Genomic DNA, 16,413 nt, shown 5'->3' with positions numbered 1-16,413 from the left:
GTTGCAAAAGTTTTAGGTATAAAATTACGCTTTTCGTGAATGCCTGATCCGTTCTGTTTCGTTCAAGTATTGTTTGCGCAGACGCACGGAAAGAGGAGTAACTTCCAGATATTCATCATCAGCCATAATTTCCAAACCGCGTTCGAGGGTGATTTTAATCGGAGGAGAGAGCTGGATGGCTTCGTCGGCTCCGGAGGAACGCATATTGCTCATCGCTTTGCCTTTGGTTGGGTTCACAGTCATATCTTGACCTTTTGAAGTGTTTCCGATGACCATACCTTCATAGACTTCCGTCGATGGTTCGATGAAAAGCGTACCGCGCGTCTGGAGATTAGCCAAAGAAAAGCCGAGCGCCTTTCCGGTGGCCATGGAAATCATTGAACCAGTATCAGTCTTTTTGATCTCACCGGCATAAGGGCGAAAACCGATCACTCGACTGCACAGGATGCCTTCGCCGCGCGTGTCGATCATAAATTCTCCGCGATATCCGAGGATTCCGCGGGTCGGCACCTCAAAAATCATCCGCATCTGCGTTCCGGTCTGCTTCATGTTCATCATCACGCCCTTTCTTTTTCCGATTTTTTCAATTACCACGCCGGAAGATTTTTCCGGTACGTCCACTGTCAGTTCCTCGAAAGGTTCGGATTTCACTCCGTCAATGTCTTTGATGATTACGCGTGGCTTGGAAACTTGTAATTCAAATCCTTCCCGGCGCATATTTTCCAAAAGGATGGCGATGTGCAGTTCGCCGCGACCAAGAACCGTATAATATTCCGCGGTTGAAAAATCAATTTTGAGTCCGACATTGATTTCCAATTCTTTCATCAAGCGTTCCTTGATCTGTTTGTTGGTGACGAGCTTGCCTTCTTTGCCGGCAAATGGGGAGTCGTTGACCAGAAAACTAAGAGAAATCGTTGGCTCATCGATACTGATGTAAGGCAGAGCTTCTTGTTCTGGTGTAGCGCAGACAGTTTCACCGATGTCGATCTTGGGAATTCCGGCAATCATCACGATATCTCCGGCAATCGCTTCGGGGACGTCTTTTCTTTCTGTGCCGAGAAAGGAGAACAATTTCACAATTTTCCCTGCTTCAACCGTTCCGTCGCTTTTTTTCACCGTCACCGTGTCATTAGCCCGGATTTTTCCTTCATAGATCCGGCCGATGCCGAGGCGTCCCAAAAAATTGTCATAGCCGAGATTAAAAAATTGCATGCGCAGTGGCTTGTCACTGTTCTCTAGGGGTGTTGCAGGAATGCGCGCGAGGATCGTGTCGAGGAGTGGAGAGAGATCAGTTGACTCATCTTCCAAGTGCATCTTGGCGATCCCTTGGCGGGCAATCGCATAGACAGTTGTAAATTCCAATTGTTCGTCGTTCGCGCCCAGATCCAAAAACAGTTCAAAAACTTGTTCTTGGACCATATCCGGATCAGCAGCCGGCTTGTCAATTTTATTGATCACAACAATTGGTTTCAGTCCCAGTTCGAGGGATTTTTTCAAAACAAATCTGGTCTGGGGCATCGGACCTTCCTGAGCATCTACAACTAAAACGACGCTATCGATCGAACGCAAAACTCGTTCTACTTCACTGCCGAAATCGGCGTGACCTGGAGTGTCCACGATATTAATTTTCGTGTCTTTGTAGATGATAGCGGCATTTTTGGAATAAATCGTGATTCCGCGCTCTTTTTCCAGGGCATTGCTGTCCATCGTGTCGCCTTCAGGGGCGTTTCCGGTTTGGCGCATAATGGCGTCAGTCAAGGTTGTTTTACCATGGTCCACATGGGCGATAATCGCAATGTTTCTAATTTCCATAACACTACAAACTACAAATCTCGTACAAATTTACAAGTGTACAAATGTTGCTTATTTAACCTAATTAAACATAAACCTTATTCTACCCCTAAAAAAGCTTTTTGTCAAAGATTTTTCATCTCTGCGAAGATGGGGATGGCACAAGGGAAGATGCTTATTATAACAATTTTATTTCCTCAATATTTTTGGTACTCCGGAAGTCACATCAATTATAGTGCTGGCTTTTCCGGTGGGCGCTGCGTCGTCCCAAATAATATAATCTACAGAGTTCAGAATCTCTGTTGGGATATCTTCGAGGCTTTTGGCCGAAAGTGTTGCGCTGTAGTTTATGGAAGTGGAAATGAAGGGCGCACCACTTTTTGCGATTATTTCCCAAAACCAATTCTTAGGCAACCGCACACCGATAGTTTCTCCGAAATTTAGCGCCAGGGGAGCGACAGCTTGGGTGTTTTTTAGTCTTAGGATAAAAGAAAATGGCCCGGGTAATTTTTCAGTGAGTAATTTTTTGATAGTAGCATTGGAAATTTCGCAATTGAAAAAGATCCATTCGAGAGACGGGGCGATGACCAAAAAAGCCTGGCCGGTTCTTTTTTTAAGAGCAACAATTTTTTCAATACTTCCAGTATTTTTCGCATCGGCGCCCAGTCCGTGCAAGGTGTCAGTAGGGTAGATAAAAAGCCGGCCCTTCTGGATTTCGGAGGCATAAAAGTCTTGATTAGCAAAGATATCTTTTTGGGTTAGATATTTTGGCATTTAATTGTAAAAATAGTTAACTTTTTCAGTATGCTGGTTTTTGGAGAAAAGTAAAGGGCTCAGATTTTAAAGAATTAAAAAACCAACTATTTCCTAGTTGGTTTTTATTTGTGAGATTATCTCAATTTAACACAATCTGATACTACCCATTCCGTTCGATCGTCTCTGTCAATTGTTCCAGCGGCAGTTCTACGATGAATTTTGATCCGCGGCCGGCGCCGGGGGATTCAATCCAGGATTTGCCACCGTTCGCTTCGGTGATCATTCTAACGACATAAAGCCCGAGTCCCGTTCCACTGGTATTGAGTCGGGTAATATCTTTGCCACGGGAAAATTTCTGGAACAAGTAGGGGATTTCTTCAGCTGGTACACCGATGCCGGTGTCGGAAACGGTAATACGCAGGTGGGGTTTCGTCAGGCAATTCTTTTCTTTCTTTTTACACAGTTCCGTGCTGATAGTTACTCCGCCTCGCTGGGTATATTTCACGGCATTATCCACTAGATTGGAAAGTACTTCCCGGATTTTTGCTCCATCGACATTCAGTTCTGGGAGCAGGGGCTCGGGAGTCTTGTAGTCCAGATAAAGCCCTTTGTCTTTGGCTTTGAGAACCAAATTATTAACTACTTCTTTGCATAACTCATCCAGTTGGGTCTTCTTAAACTCGAACTTCAAACTGCCTGATTCAATGCGTGAAACACTCAAAAGATCTTCTACGAAGGTGATTTGCTGGTTGTTGGCATTGGAAATATTTTCCACTGCTCTTTTCTGTTCTGCGTTGAGCGGTCCATAAGAGCCTTCCAAAAGCATCGAGGAATAGCCTTTGATCGGAGTTGGGGGGGTGCGCAATTGATGGGAGGCCATTGAAATGAAATCCGTTTTTGCTGTGTCCAGTTTTTTCAGCTTATCATTAGCAATCGCCAAAGAGTCGGAAATTTTTTGCAACTGATTTTTCCGCTCACTGATTTCCTTGTTGGCTTTTTTGAGTTTTTTGTTACGGCTTTCAATCTCAAAACTGCTTTTTTCAATTTCATTATTGGCAATTTCCAATTCTTCCCGATGTTCAATTTCTTTTTTGACCGAGCGGATCAAAAACCATCCGAAGCCGATGGCTAATGTTAGCGTTATGGCGGTTAAAATTTTATTAATGCTGCTATGAATAAAGGCAAATTGTGATCCGATGATGACAATTAATGCTACAACCAAAGCTTGTGCGCTAAAGAGTTTAATTTCAAATGCTTTGAATTTGACAATAAGATAGGCGAGAAAACCTGTAAAGATAGGCATTCCAAAAAGACCGTATAGATTTATCGAAAAATCATTGCTTTTGCCCATCCAAACGAGGAAGCTTGCCAAAAAAGAAGAGACAAAAAAAGAGAATAGAAAGAATTCTATGCCAAGCGCTAAATAAATAATCTTTTTTTTAGTTTCACGATCAGATTTTCTGTATCTAGTACTCAATAGAAACAGTATCCATAAGAAAACTACAAGGCCAAGTGTGTAGAAATAATTTGTAAAATACTTACCCTCAGTGAAGATGCCACAAACTCCTAAATTGAATTCATTCAGATTGTGTTTGGTTGGAGTGAAAATGATTACGGGAAGAATTGTTAGTCCTAATAATATTTTTCCTCTTAATGTTATATCTTTTTGGTTGATAAATACGTAGACAAAATAAAGGCTGAAAAAATATATTAATGATGAAAAAATTCCAAATAGTGACCATACAAAAATTATGATGTCGCTGCTATTATTTGTCCAAGTAATGAGACTTGCTATTGCCCATAATGAAAATGATATCGATAAGCCAAGTAGCAGCTTGCTTAGGAGCAATTTTGGATTTTTTAAAAAAACAAAAAATCCAATAAGTAGGGATGTGATTATGGCCGGCAAGTGGGAATAATAAAGAAGAGGGGGGACCTGATTTGAAAAAATAAAATACTGCGGGTTAGCATATTCCGGGCACAACATATTTTTTTGTTTTAATCTAATTATTTTTTTTATAGCTCCATTCCATGTATTCATAGGGCTCTCCTCCTCCGGGTTCCCATGACTCTATCTGTCTGTGCTTAGTGATCATTCCATCAAATATTTTCCTGAGCTTTAAATTTAGTCCATTACTTTTTCTTGCGTGAATTGAAAAATCTACAATTCCCCGTTTTAGAGCTTCATTACAAATTTCTAATAAAATCTTTTTGGCTCCACCTTTCCCTCTAAATTGATCTAATACCTGAATCGTTTCTATGTACAAATTATTATCAATACTTTGTATCTCTGGGTCATATTTCATTAAATCACTTAAGGCATTATTGAGTGGCTTAGCTAATGCATAGCCAACGATTGCAGCGTTCTGTTTTAAAAAAATATTTATATTTTCCTTGTCGTTTAGCATCTTTCTGTAATAGTCATCAGCATCTTCATATTGCCAGTCAGCAGGGAAGCATTTTTTTTCCAAATCTAATATTGCAGCCAGAGAGTCTTCACTAAATTCATTGACGATCTCTACGTTTTGTTCAAGATTGGCATTTTCTTTTCCAAAAGAAGACTTTTCCATTTTTGTTTGCAAGCAATTAAATAATTATAGGGTAAGATATTGACAAAACGATCTTTCAATGTAAATAATGCTTTCTTAATTATAGCATATTGGCTTTAATAGTGAAGGGTGTTTTGATTGTCAAAAAAGGAAAAAACGCCAGATGGCGTTTTTCCATATCATATCCAGTTCCATTCCCTCAATGTTTTCATATCTTTTTTTACAAATCTTTCTCCTATGTCATCTCGATAAAACATTTTAGGTATGTTAATTTTTTTTACTAGCTCATATGCCTGGTGACGAGCGCTTTTTGCGTTTTTTCCGAATCCAGAAACATACATAATAAAACCATTGCTTCCAGCAACGCACAAATCCTCCGTGCAATTTGTTTTTTTCAAGGATACCTCTTCAAAGTGAAGACTGGCAAGTTCTTTCTTGGAAAGTTTTTCTTTGAAGAATATTTTCACTCCCTTGTCGTGATAATCCGTGGAAATGGACTTGTAGGGAAATGGGGGGATGGCAATGGATACGACTACGCCAAAACCTTTTTTATACTTTAGGTCATATTTTTCTCCTTTAGCTACGGCCAACAAAAAGTCTTTCCAGGGAGATTTGTGTATTTCTGTTTGGAGTTGGATAGCTGGGCAACCAAATCTAGCAGTCGCCTCAAGTGGGTAAATGTGTTTTTTATCAACGATGCAATTAATGTCAATATCCCCCTTGAAATTAACTTTCTCAAGGAAGGGTTTTAATTTTGCAAGTGTTCCTTGAAATAGTCTATTTTTTTCATTTTCAGTATACCACATTACCGTTCCCATCTCTCCAGTCATTGGACCAATGCTTCCATTGCATAAATGCTTATGCTCAATATTGAGTTCAATCGGACCAATCCATTCTTTCCCATTGAAGTATCGCCCAACGCCGATCTCTACTCCGTCTACTCTTTTTTGCAAGCTTATTGTACCCAAATTTCCATTTAGTCTTCTGTAACTTTCCAAAATAGAGATTGCATCGCTTCCATCGCTCCACTGGCCAACATAATTGAGGGCGCTAATATGTCCGTTCTGTTTTATTACCCAGGCGCAGGGATTTTTCTTGATAAAATTAACAGCTTCGCTAATTTTAGTGAAATTAATTGTTTTTAGGGCGTTTAGGCCGTAGGTAGAAAAAACAACTTGTCCAAATTCGCGTTCCTTTTCAAGTTTGTCTCCGCCTAGGCTTCCGCCAACGACGTTGTAACCCTCACTTCTTAGATCATCCTGAATTTTACCATAACCAATATCATCAAAAACAATAAGCCCATTCTTTCCTACCCAGTCTAGTTCTTTTTCCCAGTCAGTAACTTTTTCAATCATTCCGTCTAGGCAGTCACGCCTTCCCTCATCCTCTATGTATAGTTTTACCTCGCAACCTTCTTGTTGCAATCTTAGACACAAATCTGCCGCAATGAGTTCGCCCGAAACAAACAATACTCGCATAAATAGAAAATTAATTAATTATTTTAATTTATCAGTGACACAATAGGATATAAACGTACAAAAAAGGACGGCGCACGCCGTCCCCAGAAGAACACTAACTATTGGCAGAAAAAATAAAAAATAGCTCGGCTTTCTCTGGAGAAAAAGCATAATTGGTAATTGTCTGAAATAATTCTTTTTTCATTCTTGGCATAGAGCTTAGTTTTTTCATGACTAAAGTAACTTACCAGCCTAGCACAAAATAATGGGTTTGTCAATGGCGGAGGAATGCCTTTATTTTGGGCAAATTCCGCTTCGGGCGACAAAAAAACGCCACAATGGGCGTTGGGAGACAATATTTAATTTGAAACGCAAGCTATTTCCATCGACCTAGCCGATGATTTAAAAACTATCCGTGCTTGATCAGTATCTTGTCCAAAGGTTTTCATATGATTCTTGATTTTTTTATGGTAATTTTAGTATAACAAAGAAAAGCAGGTGGGGCAAGAAAAATCATGGAATAATTTTCAATAGCTCTCTTTCAAGAGAGTTCAGCTGTGATCTTGAAACATATTCATCGTTAGCGTGCGCTTGCTTGATATTTCCCGCACCAAACAGGAGGCTATTTTTGAAAAATTGCATTTCGGAAAAAAATTGCGCTGTTTCTCCTTTGACGGTTAAATTGGTGAAAAATGGTGCATACTTGTGTTTTAATTTCACTTTGCAGTTGAAATTTTTCGGTAGCGATTTGAAGATGCTTAGTGCTTGGGCGTATTCTTTTCCATCTTTTGGTCGCAGGGAAATATCCATCACGGAGTTTCCGGCGACAATATTATCTGCTAAGCCACCGCTTATTTTCCCTACATTGAAAGCATTGAAGTTTTTCTCTCTCAAATAATTGCATATTTTTATCTGCTCATGGATGGCATTTTCTTTATCAGTGAAGGGCAATGATGTGTGTTTTTCTTTTCCTTTGGTGCTGATCGAGTAGGCGATTATCCCTAATTGTCCCGTCATAACTTTTAGCATAGTTGGCTCCAAAACAATAATTTTAGATCCCTTTATCTTGACCTTTTCCGCTCCGGCGAAATCTACCTCTTCTCCAACAGTGAATAGGAGGTTGATGTTTTTTAATTTCTTCCCCACCAGGATCGCTCCCGCCAGATTACCCTTATTATCACAAGCGCCACGGCCATAAATTTTTTCTTTTGTTATTCTGATCGGCACTGCTCCAGGCACCGTATCAAGATGCCCGACCAGCCATACATCAGAGTTTCCTTTTTTGGCGATGATATTAAACCTTCCCTTTCCGATAAATTGTTTTTTTATCTTAAAACCTTCTAATTTTTGTACAATAAGATTACCAAGATCCTTTTCATTTCCGGAAACGGAGTCGATTTTGAGCATTTCTATCAATAATTTTTCAATAGTTGTCATAAATTTTTTTGGTTAGTTTAGTTTGGCGGGTATCTAATTTTTTAGATACCCGCCCGGATGATTTATCCAATTTTATAGAACATTCTACACAAACTTTTTGTCGCCATGTGGGGGCAGGTCATTTTTTCGTTATCTGCAACCACATCGCAAGGGCCACATGAAGCGGCGAAAGGAACGGCACTATGCCAATTTTCCTTGCTTGACTCTGACCAACCGGATTTGATCACTAAGTGGGCCACTTTATCGACATGGGTAATACACATTGCAAGATAGCCAGTTGGAATTTTTTCAGACAATCGTTGAAACATCCAAGAGGAATGTTTTTTATTCCGATATTCCGGATGGACCCAAAATGATCCCGCCTCGAGGCATTTTTCTTCCGTTGTCGACCATAATCCACCAAAAGTTATGATATCGCCAATCCGGTTTTGTTTAATAACGGCCAAATCTTCCAGATATAGGTCGGAGAGATTTTTCGCCGTATTCCGATAGCCCATAATTGTAGCTTCTTTTTGCAAAGCTTTTGCCAATTTTTCCCAACTTTCTATGGAAACTGTCATTAGAGTCCTCCTTTCTTGGGGTTATGTGTTGTTTGGGTAAAAGAACAAAAACAGCCTCACTTGAGGCTGCATGTAAGAGTTCAAAGTAGCTGATTATTCAATGTGAGCACTCTCAAACAACCTCAAGTAATTTCTTGAAAGTCTATGACGACGGATTGAGATTGTTTGGTGTGAAAAATTCATATCCTATATTTTAATAAATCAAATGTAGCTTAGTCGTATCTATTTGTCAAGGATTTTTGTAACTAGGAGCTGATGACATAAACACCAACCGCCATGATTACTGTTGCCAAAACTTTTACCCAAATTCCGCCGATCTGCTCAGAATAGATCCTTTTCACGGCCGCGGTTTTTTTGTGCAGGAGAAAAGAAGAGAAAAAGATGATGAGGAGGCTATATGCCATGATGAAAACTGGACCGAAAGTTTCGATCAGGGCGACATATGAGACGGAAGGGGCGATTGAGATGGCCTTTTGGGAAGCGAAATTGCCCAAAAAATACAGACCTTCGCCGATAAAAAAGATGCCATAATATTTCCTGATTGTGGGCAGTGGATTTCGTTTAGCATAGATCGCCAGGAGCAGCGCGCCCAGAAAGGCGCCGAGACTGAAAAAAAGAAAGCCCAACCAAAAACTTCTTGCCCCATAGGAATTCTCCAGGAGGCCATAAGCGTGATTTTCAATCACCATGCTAAGTGACATCAAAAGCACGGCGCCGAGCATTATTTTGAAATATTTACCGGAAAGTTTTTTTCGCAGATGCGGATTGAAAGAGAGGACAGTGGCGCCACAAAAAGTGATGAGCATCCCAGTGTAGCCGGAAAGCGGTAGCTGCTCCCTGAAGAGGAGAAATGAAAAAAGGGGAACGGCGATCACGGCCATATTGGCGAGAATCTGCAAAAGTGGCGCGTCATTAGAGTTGAAAAGAGCTTTGAAATAGAAATAAATTCCCAAAACATATACGATACCGCCAAAAAGAGATAGAAGTAGGGTATTATCTATGAAGAAAAAAGTATTAGGATCTTGGGGATTGAATATATCCACCAATCTGATGTCGACAAGAAAGATGAGAATGAACCAGGGGATGATTTGGAAAAGTCCGGAGATGATTGAACCATCAAGCTCATCTTTGTAGATGCCATCGACGAAATAGACATCAATGATATTCACCAGCGACCAAAATAATGGCGCCATGAATGCAATGAGGATCCAGTGATTGGCAAGAAAAGCAGCGGTGTTGTCCATAATAGTTTGAAATGAATTAGAATTTTTTAAGTTTGAAATGATTTGGCAGTTTAGCGGAAAATTGGCGGACTGTCAATGAAAAAAGCTTCTAGCTTTTTTCGTAGAGATACATATTCCCCGGATAACCATTGCGGATGATTTTTTTTGGTTGCCAGTCTTTGAGTGGAAAGGCATAGGAAATTATTCTTGTGCCAGGCCTCAACTCTTTTTCAAATTTTGGTCGGAGGCGCTCCATCGCTTTGGGAGTGAGAAAGCAAAAAATGATGTCGGCATTACTCAGATCTTCGTTATATAAATTTTTGAGATAGATGGTGGATTTTTTTACTCCGCAAAGTAATAAATTAAGTTTAGCGATTAAGACTAAAAGCGGTGATAATTCAAAACCATAGACGTCCAGGTTAAATTTTTTGGCCGCGAGAATCATTGCTCGACCGTTGCCGGCGCCCAGGTCATAGAATTTTTCTCCCGGTTTAACATGGCACTCAGCGAGAATTTCTCCGATGCCTTTTTTGGGCGAAAAAAAGATCGGCGCGCCGATGATAAAACCATAGAGTGTCAGTGGGACGATTAAGATGATAAGCGCGAGTTGTAGAATTGCCCAAAAAATTGTCATTGCAGTTTCAAAAAAAGAAAAGAGAAACAAGTGACGATTTCTCTTTTTATTGCATATTAAAGTCAAACATTAATCGACTAATTTGCAGGAAAAACGGTTGGCTCGGGGTTGGTTGTGTTTGGTTGAGCTGGAGCAGTCTGACAAGCTGGATCACCAGGTGTGCATGAGCTATCAGTGGCTGTATTTACTTCATCAGTAGGCGGGATTGTTTCGTCAGTAGATGGAATTGTCTCATTCGCTTGACACTCCGCATCATCTGACGCGCAAGTTTCAGTTGATTCGTCTATCGCGTCTTCCTCTTCTGGTGGATTATTTTTAGTATATTCTTCCGGATCACTGCATTCCACTTCTTGCTCAATTTTATTTTCTTCGTTGCAATAAATGTCTTCGCAATCTTTTTCTCCTGGGTCGCAAAGCATCGGCTGGCAAGTTTCGTCGGTGACCGGATCGCAAAGGGGAATTTTCGAAGCGTTTCTTTTGGAAAGTTTATAGTACCAATTATCATTGTCGGGGTCGCCGGTGCATGCTTCTCCGTCTACGTCCGATGCCGGATCACAAAACCAAGCGAAACATTTTTGCGTATAGGGGTCGCACTCCGTCTGAGCTTCGATGGTATAGTTTTTTTGGACCATTATGCGTAAATAAGTAGCGAACACCGATCCGGCGATGAGTAAGCCAAAAACCAGAAAGAATATTTTTCCGGATTTGGTTGATTGTTCTTCTGGTAAATCAATTTGGTTTGTGCTATCAGCCATATTTTTATTTTATCCCGTGAGTGGTTATTAAAAAACGCCATAAGGCGCTTTGGAAAATTATCAATCTGCATTGTAAAACATTACCAGCTCAGCCAGTGCTTGGAAAATCAGTTTATTTTTTCGGGAAAATTGCATAACTTTTTTCTTTCGGTTGGTCTAAAATTATTCTAACAGAAAAAAAAGAGCGAGGCAAGAAAAATTAGCAAAAATTATTTTTTCTCAAGTGTGATCACCACAATTTCCGGTCGACTATCAGTCCGCATAGTTGGTCCCCAGGTGCCGATGCCACTTGTTGTGTAGAGTGTATAATCTCCGATCGTGTGCAGGCCATAATCATAGCCGTGATAAATCAACTTGGTAATAAAATTGAAAGGAAAAAGTTGTCCCAGATGGGTGTGGCCGGACAATTGCAGATTGACGCCGTTATTAGCAAAGGCTTCGATGTTAGTTGGGGCGTGATAAAGCAGAATGTTGGGTGAGTCGAAAAATTGAGGCTTCAGCTGGGATAGTGTAGCGACAACGTCTTTTTTCAGATCACGCTCAGGATAACTCAGGCCGATCAGTTTGAGACCGTTGATATCCACTACCTGATCGTCGAGAATTTTCACTTGCGTTTTTTGGAGAGCTTTATCTGCAATGTCTGTCCCAAGATAGGTCTCGTGGTTGCCGTTCACGAAAAAGACGCCCCGTTTGGGCTTGAGATGATTGAGTGGAACAGTTAGCGCATCCAGATCCGTATTGTCCGTACCGTCAAACAGGTCACCGGTAATCACGACTAATTCGGGATTGACTGAATTAGTCAAAGCAACAATTTTTTCCAAGAAATCTTTTTGATAGATTAGTCCTAGATGCACATCGGACAGCTGGACGATTTTTTTGTTTTGCCAATTGGGTGGTAGATTGGGAATGGTAACCGCGATGTTTTTTATCCTCGGCTGAAAAGCGTCCCACGCTCCCACGACCGAAACTACAAGAGCCACGCCAAGAAAAATCGCCGCCGTCATTGAGATGTCAAAGGTAATGTTGGCAAATTGGAAGATCCAATGCAAAAGCCAAATCAGTATGAGCGCTAGCGTCAGATTAGCAAGTAGTCCTAGCCAAAAACCAGACAGGAAATAGCTGATGCGAGTAATTAGATCTTCGCGTTGATGGGCAAAATAGGAAGTGAGAAAAAAACTGAGCGCCAAGATGCTCAGGGTGATGATTAGACCCAGCTTATGGCTACTAAAAAAAGGAAAAAACTTGATGAGTGAAGTATAGAGAAAATAGTGCGAACCAAAAAGAATAACGACAGCCAAGGAAAGAAAAAAGATGATTTGGAGGATAATCATAATCCACGTGAATATGTTAGATTAATACTTCCAGCTTAGCATAAAAAGTCAAAATAAAAAACAAAACTATCTTTCCAGATCCAGCACTTCGTCAATCCTGATTTGCATCACAAAGTCCGGCACATGACTAACCAAAACCATCGCGCCTTTGTACTCATCCAGCGCTTTAGCGATGATTGGCAGATGGCGAAAATTGATGTGATTGGTTGGCTCGTCAAGAATTAGGAGCCCTGGTTCCAGAAGTACTAATTGGGCAAAAGCGACCAAACCTTTTTGACCTTCCGAAAGACTGCCGATTTTAGAGTAAACTAGATCTTTGGTAATGAGAAATCCAGAGGCGACAGAACGCATCTTTTCTTCGTCTTTTAAAAGCATCACAGAGAGCAATGAATCATAGACCGTGTCTTCAAAATTAAGCGTGGAAAAATCTTGGCGATAATAGCCGACGCGCACACCTTCGGCAATTTTGGCGCTCAGCGTTTCCTGCTTAGCAATCGATTCAAGTAGAGTGCTTTTGCCGATGCCGTTTGGTCCGGAAAGCAAAAGGTGCTCGTTTTTGCGCAGAGATACATTGACATTTTTTTCTGTCGGTTCGTAATTTTTCACGATCGTGACCGAATCGATGTGGAGAATTTCTCCGCCCAGTTCCGTCTGGCAGGGGATTTCAAATTCTCTGATGGCTTTGTCTTCTCTTCTGACGTCCACTTTGGCTTCTTCCATTTCAGCCGCTTTGTCACGCATCCGCCGAGCAACGAGACGCATCTTGCCACCTTTGTTGGCGAAGAAGTTGGCCTTTTCCTTGTTAGCAATAATTTCTTTTTCATATTGGGCATTTTTGCGTTTTTCTTTTTCAATCTGCGCGGCAATTTCTTCCACGACGGAATAATAGTCGCCTTGATACTGTTGTGTTTTGTGATTAAAAATATCAAGATACAGCACGCCATCAGTGAAGGAATTGAGAAAATCGGCGTCATGGGAAATGACGAGACATGTTTTGTTATAATCGATCAAAAACTGCGTGAGATGCATGATGCCGGCCGGATCAAGATTGTTGGTCGGTTCGTCGAGGATCAAAAGATCTGGATCAGTGATGAGCGCGGAGGCGAGGAGTAGGCGCGCTTGCTGGCCACCGGAAAAAGATTTGACCACTCGGTCATGCGGTGCTTTGAGGTTGACCACGTCCAAAACTTTGTCGATGCGCGGAGAGAGGTTATAGATTTTTTCCGAAAAACGTTTAGCAAAAAACTCCGTGACAGTGAGTTCCAATTCTTCGCGCGGAATGACTTGTTTGGCATAGGCAATGGTGAGATTTTTGGCCAGATGGATCGTGCCGGATTTGGGTTTCAGGCTTCCCGTGATCAGTTCCAATAGCGTGGTTTTCCCCGCACCGTTTTGACCCATTAAAGTCACTTTTGCTCCTTGGCGCAAAGAAAAAGAAGCATCATCCAGGATGACTTTGTTTTTAGCAAATTCAAAGGAAACCTCATTAAACCTGATTGCTAGCTCGTTTGCTGACATAAGACAAAAATTAACTTAAATTACTCGAGTTTTTATTCTATACCATATTTCCCAAAAAGGGAAGAGCGCAAGGGCAAACAAAAACTACGACCGATTGGTCGTAGTTTTTTTAAGTAAGTTATAACAGAATCTAGTTTTGTACTGGCATGGTGGCTGGAGTAGTTGCAGTTGGCGCTTTTGGAGCTCCCGGATTTGCTTCAGGCGCGGCTGGGGCTGTGTTGTCCTGCTTGTTTGGAGTAGTGGAATTATCTTCTGGTGTGGCATTTTCAGCTGGTGGATTCTTTGGGGCCTCTTTCTTTTTGGCTGTTTTGGCCGGAGCATTTCTCAAAAGTCCCAATTTATCTAATTTTCTTTTTTCATACTTTGCACCGGCATAAAACATTGCCCCCGCTACAAAGACAACTAGCACAATAACGGCGAGCACTTTTTTTTCATACCCATAAACTTTTCCTTCAAGATTCATATATTTTTTAAAATTATTAATTACTAAACAGAGTTTAGCATAAAGAATAATTTTTGCCAAAGCGAGCAATTTCCGGTTGACCAGAAATTATTCCACGGTTACGCTCTTGGCTAAATTTCTCGGCTTGTCGACATCCAATCCTTTGGCGACGCCGAAGTAGTAGGCGAAAAGTTGCAAAGGAATGATGGCGAGGAATGGTGTGAGCATCTCGATGGTCTTGGGGATATAGATCACATCATCAGCAATTTTTTTGATCTCTTCGTCTCCAAGGCTTGCGATGGCAATGATACGTCCGCCACGAGCCTTGATTTCCATCATCCCGCTGATATTTTTTTCGTAGACACTATCACGTGGAGCGATAAAAATTGCCGGAAAAGTTTCGTCGATGAGTGCTAGCGGGCCGTGCTTCATTTCTCCTGAGGGATAACCTTCGGCATGTACATAGGAAATTTCTTTGATCTTCAATGCTCCTTCCAGCGCGATTGGAAAATTATATTTTCTGCCCAAATAGAGAAAATCTTTCGCCGCGCAGTATTTGTCCGCGATTTTTTTAATTTCTCCTGATTTTTTCAAAATGCTCTCAATCAGTTCTGGAATTTTCTTGAGCTCTTGGGCGATTCTTTTGCTCATCACAAAGGACATATCGCGTTGTCGACCGAGCATCAGTGTCCAAATTGTGAGGGCGGTCAGTTGGGAAGTGAAAGCTTTGGTCGATGCGACGCCAATCTCCGGACCTGACAGTGTATATGTTCCTGCTTCGGTTTCGCGGGCGATAGTCGAGCCGACAACGTTCACAATTCCCAAAGTCAGCGCCCCTTTATTTTTCGCTTCCCGGATCGCGGCGAGCGTATCGGCTGTTTCACCCGATTGGGAAATCGCGATAACGGCCGTTTTTTCATCGACCAGAATTTTGCGATAACGAAATTCGCTGGCATATTCCACTTCGGTTGGAATGCCGGCATATTCTTCGAGCATATATTCGCCGACCAGTCCGGAATAATAGGAGGTGCCGCAAGCGACGATGATAATTCTATTGATTTTGCGCAAGCGTCTTTCCACTGAGTGCAAACCGCCCAGAATCGGCGCCGTATTCTCGCGTAAAAAAGTATCGATTCTGCCACGCAGTCCGTTACGGATTGCTGCGGGCTGTTCAAAAATTTCCTTGAGCATGAAATGCGCAAAGCCGTTCTTTTGTGATTTTTCTATCGTCCAATTTAACTCGGCAATTTCTTTACTCACCGGTTTGTTTTTAACATTAGTAATAGTAAAATCAGTGCGATTAATTTCCGCTACTTCGCCATCATCAAGGTAGATCACTTTTTTGGTGTGACGAACAATGGCGCTCACATCTGAAGCAACAATGAATTCATCTTTGCCGATGCCCAAAACCAAGGGACTGCCGAGGCGTGCGACAATCAGTTTGTCGGGTTCTTTGCGGCTCAGGATCGCCAGGCCATAGGTGCCACGAAGCAGTTTCAAAGCTTCGCAGACGGCTTTTCTAAAAACCATTTTTTTGCCAAACTCTTCAATCAGATGGGCAATGATTTCTGAATCGGTTTCGGAAGTGAATTTGTGATTTTTTTTGAGAAGAATTTTTTTCAATTCTTGGTAGTTTTCAATGATGCCATTGTGCACCAAGAAAATATCTCCGTGACAGTCGCCGTGTGGGTGCGAATTGATATCGCATGGTTTTCCGTGCGTGGCCCAGCGGGTATGGGCGATGCCGACGGTACTTTTCAGCTCTAGTTTTTCCATCTTTTGGGTAAGCGCGACAACTTTTCCTGCGGCTTTTATGGTTTTTATTTTGTCGTTTTCAATGACAGAAATTCCCGCACTGTCATAGCCGCGATATTCCAATTGGCGTAGTCCTTCCAAAAGAATGGGCGCCGCTTTTTGCTTGCCAATGTAACCGATGATTCCACACATAGTTTTGTTTTTT

15 protein-coding genes are annotated in these 16,413 nt (G+C 41.5%); 1 reads left to right on the top strand and 14 read right to left on the bottom strand.

What is annotated here, in order from left to right; genetic code table 11:
• Positions 1-24: 24 nt before the first annotated feature.
• The 3 genes from typA to WC848_01285 all read right to left on the bottom strand — a co-directional run bounded on the left by typA (position 25) and on the right by WC848_01285 (position 3,850).
• On the bottom strand, positions 25-1,812 hold the full coding sequence (gene typA, locus WC848_01295; GenBank protein ID MFA5961302.1) for a translational GTPase TypA: 1,788 nt from the start codon (positions 1,810-1,812) through the stop codon (positions 25-27).
• 168 nt (positions 1,813-1,980) lie between these two features.
• A complete protein-coding gene (locus WC848_01290; GenBank protein MFA5961301.1) occupies positions 1,981-2,565 on the bottom strand; it encodes a Sua5/YciO/YrdC/YwlC family protein in 585 nt (194 codons plus the stop codon).
• 142 nt (positions 2,566-2,707) lie between these two features.
• A complete protein-coding gene (locus WC848_01285; GenBank protein MFA5961300.1) occupies positions 2,708-3,850 on the bottom strand; it encodes a HAMP domain-containing sensor histidine kinase in 1,143 nt (380 codons plus the stop codon).
• Positions 3,851-4,298: 448 nt separating this feature from the next.
• Here WC848_01285 and WC848_01280 point away from each other — a divergent pair, with 448 nt between their 5' ends.
• The gene (locus WC848_01280) at positions 4,299-4,466 is read left to right on the top strand and encodes a hypothetical protein (protein ID MFA5961299.1); all 168 of its coding nucleotides are present in this window, start codon (positions 4,299-4,301) and stop codon (positions 4,464-4,466) included.
• An 84-nt stretch (positions 4,467-4,550) separates the two neighbouring features.
• On the opposite strand, the gene WC848_01275 is transcribed toward WC848_01280, so the two are convergent.
• From WC848_01275 to glmS, 11 genes are all read right to left on the bottom strand, one after another.
• Entirely contained in the window at positions 4,551-5,117 is a 567-nt protein-coding gene (locus WC848_01275; protein MFA5961298.1) for a GNAT family N-acetyltransferase, read from the bottom strand.
• A gap of 158 nt (positions 5,118-5,275) precedes the next feature.
• Positions 5,276-6,574 carry a phosphoribosylglycinamide synthetase C domain-containing protein gene (locus tag WC848_01270; GenBank protein ID MFA5961297.1) on the bottom strand — a complete coding sequence of 433 codons (1,299 nt, stop codon included), beginning with the start codon at positions 6,572-6,574 and terminating at the stop codon, positions 5,276-5,278.
• A gap of 492 nt (positions 6,575-7,066) precedes the next feature.
• Positions 7,067-7,990: a M20/M25/M40 family metallo-hydrolase gene (locus tag WC848_01265; protein ID MFA5961296.1), complete on the bottom strand. Its 924-nt coding sequence runs from the start codon at positions 7,988-7,990 to the stop codon at positions 7,067-7,069.
• 62 nt (positions 7,991-8,052) lie between these two features.
• Positions 8,053-8,550, bottom strand: a complete 498-nt coding sequence (locus tag WC848_01260) for a hypothetical protein (protein MFA5961295.1) — start codon at positions 8,548-8,550, stop codon at positions 8,053-8,055.
• A gap of 245 nt (positions 8,551-8,795) precedes the next feature.
• Positions 8,796-9,794, bottom strand: a complete 999-nt coding sequence (locus tag WC848_01255) for a hypothetical protein (GenBank protein MFA5961294.1) — start codon at positions 9,792-9,794, stop codon at positions 8,796-8,798.
• Between the two features lie 88 nt (positions 9,795-9,882).
• Positions 9,883-10,407, bottom strand: a complete 525-nt coding sequence (locus tag WC848_01250; protein MFA5961293.1) for a 50S ribosomal protein L11 methyltransferase — start codon at positions 10,405-10,407, stop codon at positions 9,883-9,885.
• A gap of 77 nt (positions 10,408-10,484) precedes the next feature.
• Positions 10,485-11,162 (bottom strand): hypothetical protein, encoded by a 678-nt coding sequence (locus WC848_01245; protein ID MFA5961292.1) that lies wholly within the window; start codon positions 11,160-11,162, stop codon positions 10,485-10,487.
• Positions 11,163-11,371: 209 nt separating this feature from the next.
• Positions 11,372-12,493 (bottom strand): metallophosphoesterase, encoded by a 1,122-nt coding sequence (locus WC848_01240; protein ID MFA5961291.1) that lies wholly within the window; start codon positions 12,491-12,493, stop codon positions 11,372-11,374.
• A 66-nt stretch (positions 12,494-12,559) separates the two neighbouring features.
• The gene (locus WC848_01235) at positions 12,560-14,011 is read right to left on the bottom strand and encodes an ABC-F family ATP-binding cassette domain-containing protein (protein MFA5961290.1); all 1,452 of its coding nucleotides are present in this window, start codon (positions 14,009-14,011) and stop codon (positions 12,560-12,562) included.
• A gap of 130 nt (positions 14,012-14,141) precedes the next feature.
• Entirely contained in the window at positions 14,142-14,474 is a 333-nt protein-coding gene (locus tag WC848_01230) for a hypothetical protein (GenBank protein MFA5961289.1), read from the bottom strand.
• A gap of 87 nt (positions 14,475-14,561) precedes the next feature.
• The gene (gene glmS / locus WC848_01225; GenBank protein ID MFA5961288.1) at positions 14,562-16,400 is read right to left on the bottom strand and encodes a glutamine--fructose-6-phosphate transaminase (isomerizing); all 1,839 of its coding nucleotides are present in this window, start codon (positions 16,398-16,400) and stop codon (positions 14,562-14,564) included.
• Positions 16,401-16,413 lie beyond the last annotated feature (13 nt).

The organism is Parcubacteria group bacterium (assembly GCA_041659505.1).
Classification (GTDB): domain Bacteria; phylum Patescibacteriota; class Minisyncoccia; order Moranbacterales; family UBA2206; genus UBA9630.
Note: the sequence above shows the minus strand (reverse complement) of the source record. Positions and strands in the feature narration are given on the sequence as shown.